Raw genomic sequence first — 20847 nt, forward strand, 5'->3', positions numbered from 1 at the left:
ACGCGTTTACGAAGTTGCCCATGCCGGATGGCGCTACGCTTATCCGGCCTACAAATCGGGCCTACAGTCGGAACTGTAGGGCGGATAAGCGTAGCGCCATCCGCCAGTTCGTTAAAGATATTCTATTAGTACAGCGCTTTACCGCTGCTGTCCTTCACATTGGTCTTCCATGCTGCACGAACCTGCTCAACAACGCTGTCCGGCAGGCTGGCGTAATCCAGGTCATTCGCCTGTTTGCCGCCATTTTTGTATGCCCAGTCGAAGAACTTCAGCACTTCAGCGCCCTGCTCAGGTTTCTTCTGCTCTTTGTGGACCAGGATGAAGGTGGTGGAAGTGATTGGCCACGCATCGTCACCTTGCTGGTTCGTCAGATCCTGAGCGAAAGAGGTGCTCCAGTCAGCGCCTTTCGCGGCGTTAGCAAAGCTCTCTTCGGTCGGGCTTACGGGTTTACCATCCGCTGAAATCAGTTTGGTGTAAGCCAGGTTGTTCTGCTTCGCATAAGCGTATTCAACATAGCCGATAGAGCCCGGCAGACGCTGTACGAATGCGGCGATACCGTCGTTACCTTTACCGCCCAGACCGGTCGGCCAGTTAACGGTAGAGCCAGCGCCGACTTTAGATTTCCACTCTTCGTTCACTTTCGCCAGGTAGCTGGTGAAAACGAAAGAAGTGCCGGAACCATCTGCACGACGCACAACGGCGATGTTCTGAGAAGGCAGTTTCAGACCAGGATTCAGTTTGGTGATGGCTTCATCATCCCACTTCTTAATTTTACCCAGGTAGATGTCACCCAGGGTTTTCCCATCCAGCACCAGTTCGCCAGACTTCAGACCCGGGATATTCACCGCCAGCACTACGCCGCCAATGACGGTCGGGAACTGGAACAGACCTTCCTGCTCCAGTTTTTCGTCAGACAGCGGAGCGTCGGATGCACCGAAATCAACGGTGTTAGCCGTAATTTGTTTTACACCACCGGAGGAGCCGATACCCTGGTAGTTTACTTTGCTACCGGTCTCTTTCTGATAGGTATCAGCCCATTTGGCATACACCGGCGCAGGGAAAGTTGCACCTGCACCTGTCAGGCTCGCTGCTGCGAAAGCAGAGAACGCGCTCATGGATAAGGTCGCGGCGACAACAGTTGCGACAGTGGTACGCATGACTTTCATAATGTCTCCTGCAAGATTTTCGTAAATCATTGTTAAGTGGCTACGATGAGCAAAATAGGACAAACAGGTGACAGTTAAATGTACGAAATATGACAGTTTTATGACAACGAAAACTGATGAAATAAATCACAGAAAAAATAATTTATAAACAATCAGTTAATTCACTTCATGACAATGCGATTTCATGAAAATTTTCTTTTTATGACACTGAAAACAGTAGCTGAAGATGACGGTTTGTCACATTAAAACGACGGGAGAATTGATTAAAAACAGAACAGCGCAGAAAAAAATGCCCCGCTTTCGCAGGGCATCGTCACGATTACTCAACGGTAACTGATTTCGCCAGGTTACGCGGCTGGTCCACATCGGTGCCTTTGATCAGCGCAACGTGATACGCCAGCAGTTGCAGTGGAACGGTGTAGAAGATCGGTGCAATCACCTCTTCCACGTGCGGCATCTCAATGATGTGCATGTTGTCGCTGCTGACAAAACCGGCATCCTGGTCGGCGAAGACGTACAACTGGCCGCCACGGGCGCGGACTTCTTCGATGTTGGATTTCAGTTTTTCCAGCAATTCATTGTTCGGCGCCACCACGATAACCGGCATATCTGCGTCGATCAGCGCCAGAGGGCCGTGTTTCAGCTCACCTGCCGCATACGCTTCTGCGTGAATATAAGAGATCTCTTTCAGCTTCAGCGCGCCTTCCAGCGCGATCGGATACTGATCGCCACGGCCCAGGAACAGGGCATGGTGTTTGTCAGAGAAATCTTCCGCCAGCGCTTCGATACGTTTGTCCTGAGACAGCATCTGTTCGATACGGCTCGGCAGCGCCTGCAAACCGTGAACGATGTCGTGCTCGATAGACGCATCCAGACCTTTCAGACGCGCCAGCTTCGCCACCAGCATCAGCAGAACGGTCAGCTGAGTGGTAAACGCTTTGGTGGAGGCCACGCCGATTTCCGTCCCGGCGTTGGTCATCATCGCCAGATCGGATTCACGCACCAGGGAAGAGCCCGGAACGTTACAGATGGCGAGAGAACCCAGATAGCCCAGCTCTTTCGACAGGCGCAGACCAGCCAGGGTATCCGCCGTTTCGCCAGACTGAGACAGGGTGATCATCAGGCTGTTACGACGCACGGCGGATTTGCGGTAGCGGAATTCAGAGGCGATTTCGACGTCGCACGGAATACCGGCCAGCGATTCAAACCAGTAGCGAGAGACCATACCGGAGTTATACGACGTGCCACAGGCGATAATCTGAATATGTTCAACCTGAGACAGCAGTTCGTTCGCTTTTGGCCCCAGCTCGCTTAAATCCACTTCTCCGTGGCTGATACGCCCGGTCAGCGTATTTTTAATCGCATTCGGCTGTTCGTAGATCTCTTTCTGCATGTAGTGGCGGTAAATACCTTTATCGCCCGCGTCATATTGCAGACTGGATTCGATATCCTGACGTTTCACTTCCGCGCCGGATTTATCGAAAATGGAGACCGAACGACGGGTCACTTCCGCAATATCGCCTTCTTCCAGGAAGATGAAGCGACGGGTTACCGGCAGCAGCGCCAGCTGGTCGGAAGCGATAAAGTTTTCGCCCATACCCAGACCGATAACCAGCGGGCTGCCAGAGCGCGCCGCCAGCAGCGTATCCGGGTGACGGGTATCCATGATTACCGTGCCGTACGCGCCGCGCAGTTGCGGAATCGCACGCATAACCGCTTCACGCAGCGTCCCGCCCTGTTCCAGCTCCCAGTGCACTAAGTGAGCAATCACTTCGGTGTCGGTCTCAGAAACGAAGGTATAACCACGCGCTTTCAGTTCTTCACGCAGTGGTTCATGGTTTTCGATGATGCCGTTATGCACCACCACAATGTGGTCAGAAACATGCGGATGCGCGTTTGCTTCCGAAGGTTCGCCGTGGGTCGCCCAGCGGGTGTGAGCAATCCCGGTGCCACCAGACAGAGGATGGTCTTCCGCTGCCTGGGCCAGCATCTGTACTTTACCAAGGCGACGCAGACGGGTCATGTGACCTTCCGCATCAACCACGGCCAGACCGGCAGAGTCATAACCACGGTATTCCAGACGACGTAAACCTTCGAGAAGGATTTCAGCTACATCACGTTGCGCGATAGCGCCAACAATTCCACACATAGTATTTAATTCCGATTTTGGCATTAAGCCTGTCGTTGTCGCTGACCTGTTAATACCCGTATTCCGGGCGCCCCGAGCCTTGTAGAGAGTGGGGTTATTTTTATAGGTACTGCTTTTGGGCGAGCGATATATCTTTATCGCCTCATCCCTCATCTGCCGGATGGCGCTTATGCTTATCCGGCCTACAGAACGTCATCGAACGTAGGTCGGATAAGGCAAAGCCGCCATCCAGAAAAAAGACTTACTTCTTCTTCACCGGACGCTGCCAGCCCTGCTTATGCACCTGCGGCACGCGGCTTAACACCAGTTCGTTATCCGCGACATTGCGGGTAACGGTTGTGCCGGCGGCGATGGTCGCACCTTTCCCCACGGTGACCGGCGCCACTAGCTGAGTATCAGAACCGACAAACACATCATCGCCAATAATCGTTTTGAATTTATTTGCGCCATCGTAGTTGCAGGTAATGGTGCCCGCGCCAATATTCACGTTGTCGCCAATTTCCGCATCACCCAGATAGCTCAGGTGGCCCGCTTTCGAACCTTTCCCCAGACGCGCTTTTTTCATTTCAACGAAGTTGCCGACATGAGCGCCTTCCCGCAGTTCCGCACCAGGGCGCAGACGGGCAAACGGACCAATAGTACAGGCCGCTTCCAGGTGCGCATCTTCCACCACGCTGTACGGGCTGATGTCACAGTCATCGCCAATCACGCTGTTTTTAATAACGCAACCCGCGCCAATCTTCACGCGGTGACCCAGCGTGACGTTGCCTTCGATGATAACGTTAGTATCAATTTCAACATCGCGCCCGTGGGTGAGAGCGCCGCGCAGGTCAAAACGCGCGGGATCGCGCAGCATCACACCGGCCAGCAGCAGCTTTTCGGCCTGCTCGGACTGATAAACGCGTTCCAGACGAGAGAGTTGCAGACGGTTGTTTACGCCTTCCACTTCGCTTAAACGATCCGGGTGTACAGCAGCGATTTCGCGGCCTTCCTGATACGCCAGCGCAATGATGTCGGTAATGTAATATTCACCCTGAGCATTATTGTTGGTCAGTTTCGCCAGCCAGCGCTTCATGTCCGCACCATTAGCGATCAGGATACCGGTATTGATTTCCTGGATCTGACGCTGTTCGTCGGTGGCATCTTTATGCTCAACGATGCCGGTCACTTTACCGTTCTCACGCGTAATACGACCGTAACCGCTCGGATCGTCCAGCTTCACGGTTAACAAACCAATGCCGCCCTGCGGTTTGGCGTCACGCAGACGCTGTAAGGTTTCCACAGAGATCAGCGGCACATCGCCATAGAGCATTAAAATGTCTTCGTCATCGCTAAAGAACGGCGCCGCCTGCTGCATCGCATGACCCGTCCCCAGTTGTTCTGCCTGCAAAACCCAGTTCAGGTTGTCATTTTTAAGGGTGTTTTTAAGCAGATCGCCGCCGTGGCCATAGACCAGATGCACCTGAGATGCGCCTAATTCATTAGCGGCATCAATGACATGCTGAACCATCGCTTTTCCCGCAAGGGTATGCAGCACTTTAGGAAGATCGGAATACATACGCGTGCCTTTGCCTGCGGCAAGGATCACTACGCTCATAGCACTATTCAACATACGCGTCCTGACTGTAATTTGAGAACGAATTTATACCGTTTCACATTGAAAATACTACATTTTTTTCATCGTGAAATGGGTAGAAGAGAAAACGCTCAACGCGGGGTTTTCACCGCTTGTTAATGGGATATTTTCGTTCATCGCCCTGCCTTTTGTCTTCAGAAAAGTCAGACTTACCTTTCATTAAAGGCTTAGGTTAATGTTTTTGCTATTTTTTTGACCCATGAATAAAGATGAGACAGCACGGAATAACATTCAGGCAAAAAAAAACCAGCCTGATTTCAGACTGGTTTTGATGCTTTCAAGCCGGTGTTACATCGCTTTTTTGGTCAACTCGATAACGCGCAGTTTGGCGATCGCTTTGGCCAGTTCCGCAGATGCCTGAGCGTAATCCACGTCACCATGAGAGCTCTTAATGCGCTCTTCAGCCTTACGTTTCGCTTCCAGAGCTCGCGCTTCGTCGAGATCCTGGCCGCGAATCGCGGTATCAGCCAGTACGGTCACGCTGCCAGGCTGCACTTCAAGAATGCCGCCAGACAGGTAGATAAACTCTTCATGACCGAACTGTTTAACGATGCGGATCATACCAGGCTTAATGGCGGTGAGCAGCGGCGCGTGGCCCGGGTAAATACCCAGTTCACCTTCACTACCCGTTACCTGGATTTTTTCGACCAGACCAGAGAACATTTGTTGCTCTGCGCTGACGACGTCCAGGTGGTAAGTCATTGCCATATCACCCTCCGATTAAGGCGTTAAAGTTTTTTGGCTTTTTCCACGGCTTCGTCAATGGAACCGACCATGTAGAACGCCTGCTCCGGCAGGTGATCGTATTCGCCTTCCATGATGCCTTTAAAGCCACGGATGGTGTCTTTCAGGGAGACGTATTTACCCGGAGAACCGGTAAATACTTCTGCCACGAAGAACGGCTGGGACAGGAAGCGCTGAATCTTACGTGCGCGAGCTACCACCAGTTTGTCTTCTTCAGACAGTTCATCCATACCCAGGATGGCGATGATGTCTTTCAGTTCCTGGTAACGTTGCAGGATAGACTGTACGCCACGCGCGGTGTCGTAGTGCTCCTGACCAACAACCAGCGGGTCCAGCTGACGGCTGGTGGAATCCAGCGGGTCAACGGCCGGGTAGATACCCAGAGACGCAATCTGACGGCTCAGTACCACGGTTGCGTCAAGGTGCGCAAAGGTGGTGGCTGGAGACGGGTCAGTCAAGTCATCCGCAGGTACGTATACCGCCTGTACGGAGGTGATAGAACCGGTTTTGGTGGAGGTGATACGTTCCTGCAAAACACCCATCTCTTCCGCCAGGGTCGGCTGGTAGCCTACCGCTGAAGGCATACGACCCAGCAGTGCGGATACTTCCGTACCGGCCAGGGTGTAACGGTAGATGTTGTCGACGAACAGCAGAACGTCACGACCTTCGTCACGGAATTTCTCCGCCATGGTCAGGCCGGTCAGCGCAACACGCAGACGGTTTCCCGGCGGCTCGTTCATCTGGCCGTAAACCAGGGATACTTTGTCGATAACGTTGGAGTCGGTCATTTCGTGGTAGAAGTCGTTACCCTCACGAGTACGTTCACCTACGCCCGCAAACACGGAGTAACCGGAGTGTTCGATCGCGATGTTACGGATCAGCTCCATCATGTTTACGGTTTTACCTACACCCGCACCACCGAACAGACCCACTTTACCGCCCTTCGCGAACGGACACATCAGGTCGATAACTTTGATACCGGTTTCCAGCAGTTCCTGAGAGTTTGACAACTCTTCGTAGGACGGTGCCGCACGGTGGATAGCCCAACGCTCTTCTTCACCGATCTCGCCTTTCATGTCTACTGGTTCGCCCAGTACGTTCATGATACGACCCAGCGTTGCTTTACCTACCGGGACTTCGATCGGGTGCTCAAGGTCTTTCACATCCAGACCACGACGCAGGCCGTCGGAAGAACCCATGGCGATGGTACGTACGATACCGCCACCGAGCTGCTGCTGAACTTCCAGCACCAGATGTTCATTACCATTCTGCACCTCAAGGGCGTCGTACACGCGCGGTACGGCATCCTGAGGGAACTCGACGTCAACTACGGCGCCGATTACCTGGACAATTTTTCCAGTAGCCATCTTGAATCCTCTACGAATTAACCTGGTTATACCGCGGATGCACCACCGACGATTTCGGTGAGTTCCTGAGTAATGCTGGCCTGACGAGCTTTGTTGTATACCAACTGCAACTCTTTAATCAGGCTACCGCCATTGTCGGTCGCGGCTTTCATCGCCACCATACGTGCGGCCTGCTCGCTGGCCAGGTTTTCTACCACGCCCTGATAAACCTGAGATTCCACATAGCGACGCAGGAGGGTATCCAGCAGCGCTTTCGGATCGGGTTCGTACAGGTAATCCCAGGTTTTACGTTTCAGTTCATCATCTTCTGAAGCCGGTAACGGCAGCAGCTGAGTGATAGTCGGAACCTGAGACATGGTGTTAATAAATTTGTTGCTGACAATGTAAAGCTTGTCCAGACGGCCTTCATCATAGGCCTGCAACATCACTTTTACCGGGCCGATCAGTTCGGACAGGGATGGGTTATCCCCCATACCCGTCACCTGGGCGACAACATTGCCACCTACGGAACTAAAGAAAGACACGCCTTTAGAGCCGATCATTGCGAGGTCGCACTGAACGCCTTTATCGGACCATGCTTTCATATCCGCCAGCAGTTTCTTGAACAGGTTAATGTTCAAGCCACCGCACAGACCACGGTCGGTCGACACCACCAGGTAGCCCACGCGCTTAACGTCGCGTTCTTCCAGATAGGGGTGCTTATATTCCAGATTACCGTTCGCAAGGTGACCAATCACTTTGCGCATGGTATCTGCATAAGGACGGCTGGCCGCCATGCGATCCTGCGATTTACGCATTTTGGAAGCGGCGACCATCTCCATCGCTTTAGTGATCTTTTGCGTGTTCTGGACGCTTGCGATCTTACTACGTATCTCTTTTGCGCCGGCCATGAGCTTCTCCTCAATGCCTTGCGGCCTGCCTTAAGGCAGGCCACCAGACGTTACCAGGACTGGGTTGCTTTGAAGGAATCGAGGATGCCTTTCAGCTTGCCTTCGATTTCGTCGTTATAGCCACCGGACTGGTTGATCTCTTGCATCAACGGAGCGTGATCACGGTCGACGTAAGCCAGCAGAGCGGCTTCGAAGCTACCGATTTTCGCCAGTTCTACATCCGCCAGATAACCACGTTCTGCCGCGAACAGAACCAGAGACTGCTGCGCAACGGACATCGGCGCATACTGTTTCTGTTTCAGCAGCTCAGTCACTTTCTGACCGTGGTCAAGCTGTTTACGGGTTGCATCGTCAAGGTCAGATGCAAACTGGGAGAACGCCGCCAGTTCACGATACTGCGCCAGCGCGGTACGGATACCACCGGACAGTTTCTTCATGATCTTGGTCTGCGCTGCACCACCAACACGGGATACGGAGATACCCGGGTTAACCGCAGGACGAATACCAGAGTTAAACAGGTTGGTTTCCAGGAAGATCTGACCATCGGTAATAGAAATTACGTTGGTCGGAACGAACGCAGAAACGTCACCCGCCTGGGTTTCGATAATCGGCAGCGCAGTCAGAGAACCTGTTTTCCCTTTCACTTCACCTTTCGTGAAGGCTTCAACGTATTCAACGTTAACACGCGCAGCACGCTCCAGCAGACGAGAGTGGAGGTAGAATACGTCGCCCGGGAATGCTTCACGTCCTGGCGGACGACGGAGCAGCAGGGAGATCTGACGATAAGCAACAGCCTGTTTGGACAGGTCATCGTAGATGATCAGCGCATCTTCGCCGCGATCGCGGAAGTATTCGCCCATTGCGCAACCGGCATACGGCGCCAGGTATTGCAGTGCGGCAGATTCAGATGCGGTAGCAACCACAACGATGGTATTTTGCAGCGCGCCGTGTTCTTCCAGCTTACGAACCACGTTAGAGATGGTGGACGCTTTCTGGCCGATAGCCACGTAGACGCACTTGATGCCGGAATCACGCTGGTTGATGATGGCGTCGATTGCCAGAGCGGTTTTACCGGTCTGACGGTCACCGATGATCAATTCACGCTGGCCACGACCGATTGGGATCATGGAGTCAACGGCTTTATAACCCGTCTGAACAGGCTGATCAACGGACTGACGTTCGATTACGCCCGGCGCGATAGCTTCAACAGCAGAGAAGCCGTCGTGCTCAACCGGACCTTTACCGTCGATTGGCGCGCCCAGGGTGTTAACCACACGGCCCAGCAGGCCACGGCCAACCGGAACTTCCAGGATACGGCCAGTACATTTAACCTTCATGCCTTCGGCAAGGTCAGCGTACGGACCCATCACAACCGCACCTACAGAGTCGCGCTCCAGGTTCAGTGCGATAGCGTAACGGTTACCCGGCAGGGAGATCATTTCACCCTGCATACAATCGGCCAGGCCGTGAATGCGGATAACACCGTCACTTACAGAAACAATAGTACCTTCGTTGTGAGCTTCACTCACAACATTGAACTGAGCAATGCGCTGCTTGATCAGTTCGCTGATTTCGGTGGAATTCAGTTGCATGCTCCAGTCCCCTTAAGACTGCAAGACGTCTGCAAGGCGTTCAAGACGGCCGCGTACGCTGCCATCAATGACCATATCACCCGCTCGGATGATAACGCCTGCCATTACAGACTTATCGATTTTGCAATTCAGCTTAACTTTGCGTGACAGACGTTTTTCCATCGCAGCGCTAATTTTCGCAAGCTGTTCTTCACTCAATGCGGTGGCGGAAGTTACCTCAACTTCAGAGGTGGACTCACTCGCGGCGCGCAGGTGAATAAACTGCTCCAGAACATCCGGGAGCGCGTTCAGACGATTATTTTCAGCCATCACCCGAATCAGGTTCTGACCGTTTTCGTCCAGTTGCTCACCGCAGACTGCGATAAACGACTCAGCGAGCGTTTCCGGCGCCAGCGCGCCAGAGAGAAGCTCTGCCATTTGTTCGTTCTTGGTTACCTCGGCGGCAAACGCCAGCATGTCCTGCCAGCGCTCTACACTTTGGTGTTCGACGGCAAAGTCAAAAGCTGCTTTGGCGTAGGGGCGAGCTACCGTAACAAATTCAGACATCAGCCCCTCCCTCCTTACAGTTCAGCGACAAGTTTGTCCACGATGTCGCTGTTAGCAGCTTCATCCACGGAACGTTCGATGATCTTCTCGGCGCCAGCAACAGCCAGGATAGCAACTTGCTTACGCAGCTCTTCACGGGCACGTTTACGCTCGGCGTCAATTTCCGCCTGCGCCTGGGCCACGATTTTAGTACGTTCCTGCTCTGCTTCAGTTTTGGCTTCATCCAGGATCTGAGCGCGACGTTTGTTCGCCTGCTCAATGATTACCTGAGCTTCCGCCTTCGCTTTTTTCAGCTGGTCGGTCGCGCTGGCCTTTGCAAGGTCAAGGTCCTTATGTGCTCGTTCTGCGGAAGCAAGACCGTCAGCAATTTCTTTTTGACGTTTTTCGATGGCAGCCATTAACGGCGGCCATACGTACTTCATGCAGAACAGAACGAACAGGACAAACGCGATGGCCTGGCCGAGGATTGTTGCGTTAAGATTCACAGCACAATGCCTCTATCTAGTTAACGTTCTGATATTGCTCTTAATTCAAGCAACGCTTACTACGCGACAGCGAACATCACGTACAGACCCAGACCTACAGCGATCATCGGGATAGCATCCACCAGACCCATAACGATAAAGAACTGAGTACGCAGCAGAGGAATCAGATCAGGTTGACGCGCTGCGCCTTCCAGGAATTTACCCCCGAGGATGCCGATACCGATCGCAGCACCGATTGCCGCCAGACCCATCATCACAGCGGCAGCCATGTACAGCAGATCCATATTCAGGTTTTCCATGACAGTCTCCAGTTTGTTTCAGTTAAAACGTAGTAGTGTTGGTAAAATTAATGCTCTTCAGATGCCATCGACAGATAGACAATCGTCAGAACCATGAAGATGAAGGCTTGCAGCGTAATGATCAGGATGTGGAAAATGGCCCACGGCACATTCAGAATCCACTGTGACCACCACGGCAACAGACCAGCAATCAGAATGAAAATCAGCTCACCGGCATACATGTTGCCGAACAGTCGCAGACCGAGTGATACCGGTTTGGACAGCAGACTTACCCCTTCAAGGATTAAGTTGACAGGGATGAACGCCCAGTGATTGAACGGCTGTAGCGTCAACTCTTTCGTGAAGCCGCCGATGCCTTTCATTTTGATGCTGTAGAACAGAATGAGGATAAATACGCCCAGCGCCATCGACAGGGTGATGTTCACGTCAGCGGACGGAACGACACGCAGTGCCGGCAGACCGAAGATATGCTCGCCGATATACGGCAGCAGATCGATAGGCAGTAAGTCCATCAGGTTCATCAGGAATACCCAGACGAAGATCGTCAGGGCCAGCGGCGCAATCAGCTTGCTTTTGCCATGGTACATGTCTTTCACGCTACCATGCACAAAGCCGATGACCAGCTCAATCGCGGTCTGAAATTTACCTGGTACGCCGCTGGTCGCCTTTTTGGCTACGCTGCGGAACATAAGCAGGAACAACAGACCCAGCACCACCGAGAAGAACATGGAGTCAATATTGAGCGTCCAGAAGGTGGCTGGGGGGTTATGCGGATCCACCAGCGAGAATGTACGCAGGTCCAACTGAAGGTTGTTCAGATGGTGTCCTATGTAATCCTGCGGCGTCATATTTTCTGAAGCCATGATGCCTTTTACCCTTTGTTGTTAATTACAGCCGGCGCCAGTATCTGAACCACCAGCACCAAAACCCACGTAACGATCAGCGGCAAAAATACCGCCTTAAAAACCGCCAACGCCACCACCAGTAAAACCAGCATCGCTAACACCTTGAAGGCTTCGCCGAAAGCGAATGACCAGGCCACGCGGCCTTTCGCAGGTGTATGCGCCTGGTGACGCCAGGCAAATATCATAAACAACATGTTAGGCAGCAACACTGCCAGGCCTCCGCATAAGGCGGAAGCGCCCCAGAAGGGGTCTTTGAGGCTAAACAGCAATCCACTTGCTATTACCGCCAGAAGCTGAATGAACAGAAGCTTACGAGCAACGTTTCGACTCAAGAGCGACACAGACATCACGTTTTTACTCCTGCTCCCTTCGAGGTATGCCGCGTGTCGTATAAAACGTTCTTTAAGGCTTAGAGTCAAGCATCAAAAAGCGGTCAAATTATACGGTGCGCCCTCGTGATTTCAAACAATAAGTAGCTAAAAGGTGAATAAATGTTTAAATATTTTTCCCTGGTGCACATTTATCACTTTTCATCAAACTGTGAACGATCATGCAAAACTGCAAATGGCGCGTAAATACTGGTGATAAAGCGTGCTTCGGATCACATATTGAGCATATTCGCCCCGGCAGTATTTATTTACTTGGCAAATGATGCCTTTTCATCTTTCTGATATTTAAGCCTAAAATCACTCACTATTTAAAAAACACCCGGTTACAACCTAAAAACCATTCATTGACATTTATAATAAAAATTCAACATACCTGAGTGATTCTTAGGTTCAATTTTTAGCAACCTGATATTTTCAATGTTGATTAATTCATTTTTTAATAAAAAGAGCTACGTTGTAGCAATGATACAAAACGGTGAACTCATGGTTAACAGTAACAAGGTATAACTATTCGTTACCTCGCGATTGTTAACACGCGAGCGCCCGTTTTTTTTCTATTTTTTTTGATAAAAATTAAATTTTGTTTGGCTTAATGACCACCAAATGACGTTCGCCTTCCAGCTGCGGGACACGCAGTTTAACCACGGACTCGACGCTGAACGCCGCAGGCAGCGAGGCGATTTCCTCTTCCGGCAACTGACCCTTTAACGCATAAAAGCGGCCATTTTCCCCCGGCAGGTGGCGACACCAGCTCAACATGTCATCGAGAGAAGCGAATGCACGGCTGATCACGCCATCAAACGGCGGCTCAGAAGGGAACTCTTCGACGCGACTCTGCACTGGCGTAATATTTTCCAGCTTGAGTTCGTGCTGAACCTGGCGCAGAAAGCGTACCCGCTTGCCCAGGCTATCCAGCAGCATGAAATGCGATTCAGGACGGACGATGGAGAGCGGGATCCCCGGCAGCCCCGGTCCCGTACCGACGTCAATAAAACGCTCCCCTTGCAGGTGCGGCGCCACAACGATGCTGTCCAGAATATGGCGTACCAGCATCTCGTTAGGATCCCGCACCGACGTCAGGTTGTAGGCTTTGTTCCATTTGTGCAGCATATCGACATACGCAATCAGCTGATTTTTCTGGTGATCGGTAAGCGAAATGCCTGCTTCATCCAGCAGACGGGAGAGTTTGTTAAGCACGGTCGTTACCTGTTAATAATCAAATGCCCGATGCGCTTTCGCTTATCGGGCCTACAAATTTGTAGGGCGGGCAAGCGAAGCGCCCCCGCCAAATTAGTGTTATCAAGCGCTGCGACGCAGCATTCCCTGTTTCTTCAGCCACACCAGCAAAATTGAAATCGCCGCGGGCGTAACGCCGGAAATGCGCGACGCCTGACCGATAGAGACCGGTTTGTGATCGTTCAGCTTGGCGATAACTTCATTCGACAGACCAGAAACCTGGCGATAATCCAGCGTTGCAGGCAGCAATGTGTTCTCGTTACGCAGCTGTTTTTCGATCTCATCCTGCTGACGGGCGATATAGCCTTCGTATTTTACCTGAATCTCAACCTGCTCAGCGGCCTGCGCATCATCAAGACCCGGAGTGAACGGTGTCAGCGAAGTCAGCTGCGCGTAGGTCATTTCCGGGCGACGCAGCAGATCTTCGCCACTGGCTTCACGCGACAGCGGCGCAGTCAGGTGAGCGTTCACTTCGCCGGCCGATTCCGCCGACGGCGTTACCCAGGTGGATTTCAGACGCTGACGTTCGCGTTCGATATTCTCCAGCTTCTCGTTGAAGCGCGCCCAGCGCTCATCATCCACCAGACCCAGCTCGCGGCCCATTTCCGTCAGACGCAGGTCGGCGTTATCTTCACGCAACATCAGGCGGTATTCCGCGCGGGAGGTAAACATACGGTACGGTTCTTTGGTGCCCAGCGTGCAAAGATCGTCCACCAGCACGCCGAGGTAAGCCTGAGAACGCGCAGGCGCCCAGCCTTCTTTGTCCGCAGACAGACGGGCGGCGTTCAGACCGGCGAGCAAACCTTGCGCGGCCGCTTCTTCGTAACCTGTCGTCCCGTTGATTTGCCCGGCGAAGAACAATCCCTGGATAAATTTGCTCTCCAGCGTTGGTTTCAGGTCGCGCGGATCGAAGAAATCGTACTCAATGGCATAACCAGGACGCACGATTTTCGCGTTTTCCATCCCCTGCATTGAGCGGACGATCTGCATCTGCACATCGAACGGCAGGCTGGTGGAGATACCGTTCGGGTAAATTTCGTTAGAGGTCAGTCCTTCCGGTTCCAGGAAGATCTGATGTTGGTTGCGATCGGCAAAGCGCATGACTTTATCTTCGATCGACGGGCAGTAACGCGGGCCGATCCCTTCGATCACACCGGCATACATTGGGCTGCGATCGAGGTTGTTGCGGATCACATCATGGGTTTTTTCGTTGGTATGCGTGATGTAGCACGGCACCTGCTGCGGATGCTGGGACGCGTTGCCCATGAACGAGAACACAGGCATCGGGTTATCGCCGTGCTGCTGCGCCAGTACGCTGAAATCAATGGTGCGCGCATCAATACGCGGCGGCGTACCGGTTTTCAGGCGGCTGACGCGCAGCGGAAGTTCACGCAGGCGACGAGACAGTGGAATGGATGGCGGATCGCCAGCACGGCCGCCGCTGTAGTTATCCAGACCAATATGAATTTTGCCGTCAAGGAAAGTCCCGACGGTGAGAACCACCGCTTTAGCCCGGAATTTCAGGCCCATCTGGGTAACAGCGCCCACGACGCGATCGTTTTCAACAATCAGATCTTCAACCGCCTGCTGGAAGATCATCAGATTGGGCTGATTCTCCAGCGCAGTACGCACCGCCTGGCGATATAGCACGCGATCCGCCTGTGCGCGAGTCGCACGAACGGCCGGACCTTTGCTTGCGTTTAGTATCCTAAACTGGATACCCGCCTGGTCGATCGCTTTCGCCATCAGCCCGCCGAGCGCATCCACTTCTTTTACCAGGTGTCCCTTCCCAATACCGCCAATGGCCGGGTTGCAGCTCATTTGCCCCAGCGTGTCGATATTGTGTGTCAAAAGCAGGGTCTGTTGCCCCATACGCGCTGCGGCCATTGCGGCCTCAGTGCCTGCATGACCCCCGCCAATGATGATGACGTCAAAAGGATCCGGATAAAACATGGTAATTGCCTCGCATACGGCGGTGTGAAAGTGGATTGAAGCCCGGGTCGTGGATTCTACTCAACTTTAGCCGCTGGAGAAAGTCCCGGGATCCTGGGTATTAAAAAGAAGATCTTTTTATTTAGAGATCTGTTTTATTGTGATCTCTTATTAGGATCGCGATTGTCTGTGGATAACCAGGATCCGTTGAATAAGATCAACAAGTTGTTGAGGATCATTAGCTGTGAATGATCGGTGATCCTGGCCCGTATAAGCTGGGATCAGAATGAAGGGTTATGCACAACTCAAAAACTGAACACCGGTTGTTCTTTGGATAACTACTGGTTGATCCAAGCTTCTTACCAGAGTTATCCACACTCGATCGCACGATCTTTACACTATTTTGAGTAAATTAATCCAGGATCCCAGCCAAACCTCTGCCGGATCTTCAGGAATATCGTGTTCAAGGATGTTGATCTTGAGGGTTTCCCCGATCGGTTTTGCGCCTGATGTCTTGAGCGCGGCCTCTATTTTATCGATGGCGCCGCAGAATGTGTCATATTCACGACTTCCGATGCCGATGGCGCCGAAACGAACCTGAGAAAGATCGGGGTTCTGCGACTGAAGCGCTTCATAGAAAGGAGCAAGGTTATCCGGGATATCGCCCGCGCCATGCGTGGAGCTGATAACCAGCCAGGTTCCTGACGCTGACAGATCCTCTAATAGCGGACCGTGCAAGGTTTCGGTTGAAAAACCTGCATCTTCCAGCTTTTCAGCCAGATGTTCTGCAACATATTCGGCACCGCCAAGGGTGCTGCCGCTGATAAGAGTAATGTCTGCCATACGAGCCCATCCTTATAAAGAGGGGCTATTGTACGCTGTGAGCGAGCTGGGATCTACCTGTGGAAAAATGTGGGATTAAAAAAGCCGATCACGGCCGGATAGTACGCATGATCGGGTTTTGCAGGGAGATCAATGTCTCGGTGGACTGAATTTCATCAATTGTTTGGATCTTGTTGATAAGTACCTGTTGCAGGGCGTCGATGGATCGACACATAACCTTAATAAAGATGCTGTAGTGGCCGGTGGTGTAATACGCTTCGGTCACTTCGTCCAGGCTTTCGAGCTTCGCCAGCGCGGATGGGTAGTCTTTCGCGCTTTTTAAAATAATGCCGATAAAGCAGCAGACGTCGTATCCGAGCTGTTTTGGACTGACGTCAATCCGCGCGCCGGTAATGATCCCCGCCTGCTTCATTTTTTCTACGCGAACGTGAATCGTCCCCGGGCTGACGCTAAATTGTTTGGCCAGTTCAGCGTATGCCGTACGCGCATTTGCCATTAACGCTTCCAGGATGCCGCGATCCAGATTGTCGATCTGATAATTTTCCATAGGTTTTTCTTATGTAGATTAGTGATTCACTCTATTTTAGCGTCTTATTTTATCGAATCAAAAGTGAAGTCGGCTTTTTGTTTGTGGATTATTGAATATCGCCCTCAATCTGTTGCTTAATCATAGGCAACAGGACGCAGGAGTATACAAAATGAAAACCGCTTACATCGCCAAACAACGTCAAATTAGCTTCGTGAAATCTCACTTCTCTCGTCAACTGGAGGAGCGTCTGGGTCTGATTGAAGTTCAGGCGCCGATCCTTAGCCGCGTAGGAGATGGCACGCAGGATAACTTGTCGGGCTGTGAAAAAGCGGTACAGGTAAAAGTGAAAGCGTTGCCGGATGCCCAGTTTGAAGTGGTGCATTCACTGGCAAAGTGGAAACGCCAGACGCTGGGACAACACGACTTCAGCGCGGGTGAAGGGCTGTACACGCACATGAAAGCCCTTCGCCCTGACGAAGACCGCCTCTCCCCGCTCCACTCCGTCTATGTCGACCAGTGGGACTGGGAACGCGTTATGGGCGACGGTGAGCGTCAATTCGCCACCCTGAAAAGCACGGTAGAGGCTATCTGGGAAGGCATTAAGGCAACCGAAGCCGCGGTAAGCAAAGAATTTGGTCTGGCGCCGTTCCTGCCGGAGCAGATCCACTTTGTTCACAGCCAGGAGCTGCTGGCGCGTTACCCGGATCTGGATGCGAAAGGGCGCGAACGCGCGATCGCGAAAGAGCTTGGCGCCGTTTTCCTGGTTGGTATCGGCGGGAAACTGAGTGACGGTAAACGTCACGACGTGCGTGCGCCAGATTATGATGACTGGAGTTCTGCTTCTGATCTGGGCCATGCTGGTCTGAACGGCGATATCCTGGTCTGGAACCCGGTACTGGAAGATGCGTTTGAGCTTTCTTCAATGGGGATCCGTGTCGACGCCGATGCGCTGAAACGCCAGCTTGCTCTGACCGGAGATGAAGATCGCCTGAGTCTGGAGTGGCACCAGGCGCTGCTGCGCGGCGAGATGCCGCAAACGATCGGCGGCGGTATTGGTCAGTCTCGCCTGACGATGCTGTTGCTGCAACTGCCGCACATTGGTCAGGTTCAGTGCGGCGTGTGGCCTGCGCAGGTTCGTGAAAGCGTCGCTTCCCTGCTGTAATTCTTTAACGCCGCCAGCGTCGTAGCAGGCGGCTTCGCATCCCGGTATCAAAACGCCAGATATGGTCGAAAATGCGCATGATGCCGGGTTTACCATGTGCCGACATCGCCACCGCATGAAAACGGTGCTGGTGTACCCGTTGTAACTCCCCTACTTTATTCACAACATCGTCAGGTAAGCGCTGGGCGATAAAATCTGAAATGACTACCGCATCCGCATCAAACCACTCTCGCCCCTGCATCCGTTCAATAATGGCGCGAAAACAGCTGGCGATATCCGTGCCGCCGCGAAAGCGCTGGCTCAAAAAGCGGATGGCCTGCTCGATGCCTTCTGGGCCAGACAGTTCATAGCGCACTACCTCTGTGGAAAACAGCATGATGAAACAGCGACGGTTATCCGCCAGCGCGACGCGCATCAGCGCCAGGCAAAAGGCTTTTGCGCACTGCTCGTTAAATCCGCCCATTGAGCCGGAAGTGTCCACGCAAACAATGAATGGCCCGCGCGGCTGTTCGTCAAAATCCTGATGAACGACCGGGCGCTCAGTCACTTTCTCACGCCACGCTTCGCCGTGCAGACGGTACGTGAGTAGCTGTTTTTCCACCAGCCGTCGGTAGAATTCATATTCCAGTTCGGTAATGCCGAGCGTTGCCAGCTCAGGCGGCAACAGGCGCAGAATGTCGTCGCTTTGCTGAATGCCGTCAACCTGTTCTGGAACGGTCGCCGGTTCGCGCACCAGCGTACGAAACGTCTCCATCGGCGCATCTTTGCGCGGCACCGATTTGGCTTCCCGGGAGCGGCCTAACTGTTCCGCCAGGCGTTTCAGTTCGGGTTGTTCTGCCAGGAAGTCGCCATATTTTACGATCAGCTGATAATCGCCGCGTTTGAGTTGCCCTGCGCTCATATCCCACAGGCGGCCGGCTGCATGGTCATTTTCCGCCAGGACCGGCTCCAGTTGCCCGCTGAGCGTCATACGTTCCTGCACTTCACTCAGCAACTGCTCGCGCTCCTCTTCCAGCAACTGGTGATTTAAGGCCGTGGTTTGCACGATCAGGCTTAAACGCCAGCGTTGCAGAAAAAGCGTGTGTAGCGCTGGCGTAAAAGTGGCGTTACTGTCCACCAGTTGCTGGGCTTGCCCGGCATAGGGCGAATGTAGCCGGTGCAGCAACGCTAATATCTGCGGCAATTGCACAATAAACTGCGTTGTTCCGAGAAGCTGGCTTTGTTGATAGCACATCACCTCTTCCGTGAGTTCCGGCGGCACGCGCGCGTCTTTAAGACGGCTGCGCAGCGCTTCGCGCCAGCGGGGAAGATCGTCGGAAATGGCCCTCTTTAATCGGGGGAATTTCTCGAAGAAGATAGCCAGCTGCGGGGAGGCCAGCAAAGTGAGGATAATCTCTTCGATAATCCCCTCTTCACTGACCGCCAGCATGACATTCAGCGTGTCCAGTGTCAGCATTGCTGCGCCTGGCGGATCTGCGCACCAACATCCTGTAGGCTGGCTTCAATACGACCTAACCAGTCGCTATGGATAAACAGACATTTTTGCTGTTCGCTGAACCGGCTGTGCTGCTGGTGCCATTCGCTGTCCAGCGCCTCAAGCTGCTGTTTGATTTCGCCGGGCATTCCCTCTTCTGAACTGCCCGGTAGCGCCAGACGGCTGCCCTGTAGGCTGACGTCGCGCACCACCAGATGCTGAGCGCTATCAACTTCCATATTCAGCGTCTGGGCAAAACCGATCCCGTTGAGTTTGCCGCGGATCTCTCCGCCTTTTGCCAGCCACTGCTCAAGGGCGCTGCGTTCAAAAGCGATATGAATGACTTCCATATCATGCAGTTTAAGCGGTTGTTGCAAAAGCAAGGTTAGCACTGGCGCGCTCGTCTCTGGCGGCAGATCGTAATGGGGACGGCGGCTGAACATTCCTCCCTGACGAACAACGGTAAAGGCTGTTTTATCGCTTTGCTGTTGTTGCAACTGAAGGCGACGTTGCACAATGCCGCCGAGGCGCGTCAGCATTGCCTGTTGCTGCCAGGCGTGCCCGGTCATCAATATTTCAAGCTGTTGCTGCATCAGATTCAGGCTTTGCGCGTCATACCACAGGCAATCTTTCAGCAGGATAAGATCGATTGGCGCAACGGCGTCGCGTCCGCTAAAGAACGCGCTGGCCTGTAACAGACGAATGGCTTTTTTCCAGCGACGGTCGGAAACATAGGGGGCGTCTGGCAGCGCATCAAGCTGCTGGCGCAGCGTGAAAATCAGTTCAAATACATGATCGGGCAGCGTAATGGCGGAAATATCCTTCTGCCACTGATAATACTCTTCATCAGTCACCTGTAATGAGGCTGGCACCGGGTTGTCGCTTTCGTCCTGCTGGCTTACCAGCATGGAGCGGAAATTCGCCTTATCCTGTACTTTATCCAGCCACAGACGAATGAGCATACGGTCGTATAACGCCTCCAGACTGCTGTCTGCTTCGGGAAGCTCGTTTGAGGCCGCCACCAGCAGGCGCATCGGAATTTTTTCTTCGTGCGCGCCGTTACGGAAATGGCGTTCGTTAATGGCGGTCAGCAGAGTGTTCAGGATTGCCGGGCCCGCTTTCCAGATCTCATCCAGAAAGACGATTTCCGCTTCAGGAAGATAACCCGTGGTCAGACGCTCATAGCGACCTTCATCTTTTAGCGCCTGAATGGAGAGAGGACCAAAAACCTCCTCGGGCGTGGAAAAACGCGTCATCAGATACTCAAAGGCGCGGGCGTGCTGAAAGGCGAACTTCAGACGACGGGCTATCAGGCTTTTGGCAATGCCTGGCGGGCCAAGTAAAAAGACGCTCTCACCGCTCAACGCTGCCAGCAGGCAAAGGCGAATGGCGTGGCTACGTTCATAAAGTCCCTTTTCCAGGGCGCTGCTCAGACGGGAAATTCTTTCCGCTAATAAATGTGGGTGAGCCATAATAAGGTGGCGTCCTTCCGCCAGATGTATC

Annotated in this window: 19 protein-coding genes; 1 reads left to right on the forward strand and 18 read right to left on the reverse strand. The window is 53.0% G+C overall.

The window, feature by feature from the left end; all coding sequences use genetic code 11:
• Window positions 1-125: 125 nt before the first annotated feature.
• From pstS to asnC, 16 genes are all read right to left on the reverse strand, one after another.
• Window positions 126-1166, reverse strand: coding sequence for a phosphate ABC transporter substrate-binding protein PstS (gene pstS, locus OGX75_RS03385; protein ID WP_024130085.1), 1041 nt, complete (start codon window positions 1164-1166; stop codon window positions 126-128).
• A gap of 319 nt (window positions 1167-1485) precedes the next feature.
• Window positions 1486-3315 carry a glutamine--fructose-6-phosphate transaminase (isomerizing) gene (gene glmS / locus OGX75_RS03390; RefSeq protein ID WP_012000825.1) on the reverse strand — a complete coding sequence of 610 codons (1830 nt, stop codon included), beginning with the start codon at window positions 3313-3315 and terminating at the stop codon, window positions 1486-1488.
• A 241-nt stretch (window positions 3316-3556) separates the two neighbouring features.
• Window positions 3557-4927, reverse strand: a complete 1371-nt coding sequence (gene glmU / locus OGX75_RS03395; protein ID WP_058668322.1) for a bifunctional UDP-N-acetylglucosamine diphosphorylase/glucosamine-1-phosphate N-acetyltransferase GlmU — start codon at window positions 4925-4927, stop codon at window positions 3557-3559.
• Between the two features lie 312 nt (window positions 4928-5239).
• Window positions 5240-5659 carry a F0F1 ATP synthase subunit epsilon gene (locus OGX75_RS03400; protein WP_012000828.1) on the reverse strand — a complete coding sequence of 140 codons (420 nt, stop codon included), beginning with the start codon at window positions 5657-5659 and terminating at the stop codon, window positions 5240-5242.
• 20 nt (window positions 5660-5679) lie between these two features.
• Entirely contained in the window at window positions 5680-7062 is a 1383-nt protein-coding gene (gene atpD / locus OGX75_RS03405) for a F0F1 ATP synthase subunit beta (RefSeq protein ID WP_012000829.1), read from the reverse strand.
• A gap of 26 nt (window positions 7063-7088) precedes the next feature.
• Window positions 7089-7952 carry a F0F1 ATP synthase subunit gamma gene (gene atpG / locus OGX75_RS03410; protein ID WP_047460091.1) on the reverse strand — a complete coding sequence of 288 codons (864 nt, stop codon included), beginning with the start codon at window positions 7950-7952 and terminating at the stop codon, window positions 7089-7091.
• 50 nt (window positions 7953-8002) lie between these two features.
• The gene (atpA, locus tag OGX75_RS03415) at window positions 8003-9544 is read right to left on the reverse strand and encodes a F0F1 ATP synthase subunit alpha (RefSeq protein ID WP_012000831.1); all 1542 of its coding nucleotides are present in this window, start codon (window positions 9542-9544) and stop codon (window positions 8003-8005) included.
• Between the two features lie 12 nt (window positions 9545-9556).
• Window positions 9557-10090 (reverse strand): F0F1 ATP synthase subunit delta, encoded by a 534-nt coding sequence (atpH, locus tag OGX75_RS03420; protein WP_012000833.1) that lies wholly within the window; start codon window positions 10088-10090, stop codon window positions 9557-9559.
• A 14-nt stretch (window positions 10091-10104) separates the two neighbouring features.
• Window positions 10105-10575 (reverse strand): F0F1 ATP synthase subunit B, encoded by a 471-nt coding sequence (gene atpF, locus OGX75_RS03425; RefSeq protein WP_003827022.1) that lies wholly within the window; start codon window positions 10573-10575, stop codon window positions 10105-10107.
• A gap of 59 nt (window positions 10576-10634) precedes the next feature.
• On the reverse strand, window positions 10635-10874 hold the full coding sequence (atpE, locus tag OGX75_RS03430) for a F0F1 ATP synthase subunit C (RefSeq protein WP_000429386.1): 240 nt from the start codon (window positions 10872-10874) through the stop codon (window positions 10635-10637).
• A gap of 47 nt (window positions 10875-10921) precedes the next feature.
• Window positions 10922-11737, reverse strand: a complete 816-nt coding sequence (atpB, locus tag OGX75_RS03435) for a F0F1 ATP synthase subunit A (protein WP_047460083.1) — start codon at window positions 11735-11737, stop codon at window positions 10922-10924.
• Between the two features lie 8 nt (window positions 11738-11745).
• The gene (gene atpI / locus OGX75_RS03440; protein WP_012131096.1) at window positions 11746-12126 is read right to left on the reverse strand and encodes a F0F1 ATP synthase subunit I; all 381 of its coding nucleotides are present in this window, start codon (window positions 12124-12126) and stop codon (window positions 11746-11748) included.
• 615 nt (window positions 12127-12741) lie between these two features.
• The gene (rsmG, locus tag OGX75_RS03445) at window positions 12742-13365 is read right to left on the reverse strand and encodes a 16S rRNA (guanine(527)-N(7))-methyltransferase RsmG (protein WP_286451051.1); all 624 of its coding nucleotides are present in this window, start codon (window positions 13363-13365) and stop codon (window positions 12742-12744) included.
• A gap of 102 nt (window positions 13366-13467) precedes the next feature.
• Window positions 13468-15357: a tRNA uridine-5-carboxymethylaminomethyl(34) synthesis enzyme MnmG gene (gene mnmG / locus OGX75_RS03450; RefSeq protein WP_071259081.1), complete on the reverse strand. Its 1890-nt coding sequence runs from the start codon at window positions 15355-15357 to the stop codon at window positions 13468-13470.
• A gap of 372 nt (window positions 15358-15729) precedes the next feature.
• Window positions 15730-16179, reverse strand: coding sequence for an FMN-binding protein MioC (gene mioC / locus OGX75_RS03455; protein ID WP_012131099.1), 450 nt, complete (start codon window positions 16177-16179; stop codon window positions 15730-15732).
• Window positions 16180-16267: 88 nt separating this feature from the next.
• Complete coding sequence (gene asnC / locus OGX75_RS03460) at window positions 16268-16726, reverse strand: transcriptional regulator AsnC (protein ID WP_012131100.1); 459 nt, start codon at window positions 16724-16726, stop codon at window positions 16268-16270.
• A gap of 151 nt (window positions 16727-16877) precedes the next feature.
• On the opposite strand from asnC, the gene asnA reads away from it, so the two are divergent.
• Window positions 16878-17870, forward strand: coding sequence for an aspartate--ammonia ligase (asnA, locus tag OGX75_RS03465; protein WP_024130086.1), 993 nt, complete (start codon window positions 16878-16880; stop codon window positions 17868-17870).
• 4 nt (window positions 17871-17874) lie between these two features.
• Here asnA and viaA read toward each other — a convergent pair whose 3' ends face one another.
• Together viaA and ravA are read right to left on the reverse strand one after the other, a co-directional pair.
• Complete coding sequence (gene viaA, locus OGX75_RS03470; RefSeq protein ID WP_012131102.1) at window positions 17875-19326, reverse strand: ATPase RavA stimulator ViaA; 1452 nt, start codon at window positions 19324-19326, stop codon at window positions 17875-17877.
• Window positions 19320-20816 carry an ATPase RavA gene (gene ravA, locus OGX75_RS03475; RefSeq protein WP_286451052.1) on the reverse strand — a complete coding sequence of 499 codons (1497 nt, stop codon included), beginning with the start codon at window positions 20814-20816 and terminating at the stop codon, window positions 19320-19322. Before ravA ends, viaA begins: the two co-directional genes overlap by 7 nt.
• Window positions 20817-20847 lie beyond the last annotated feature (31 nt).

This window comes from Citrobacter sp. CK199 (assembly GCF_030333285.1).
GTDB classification, from domain to species: domain Bacteria; phylum Pseudomonadota; class Gammaproteobacteria; order Enterobacterales; family Enterobacteriaceae; genus Citrobacter_B; species Citrobacter_B koseri.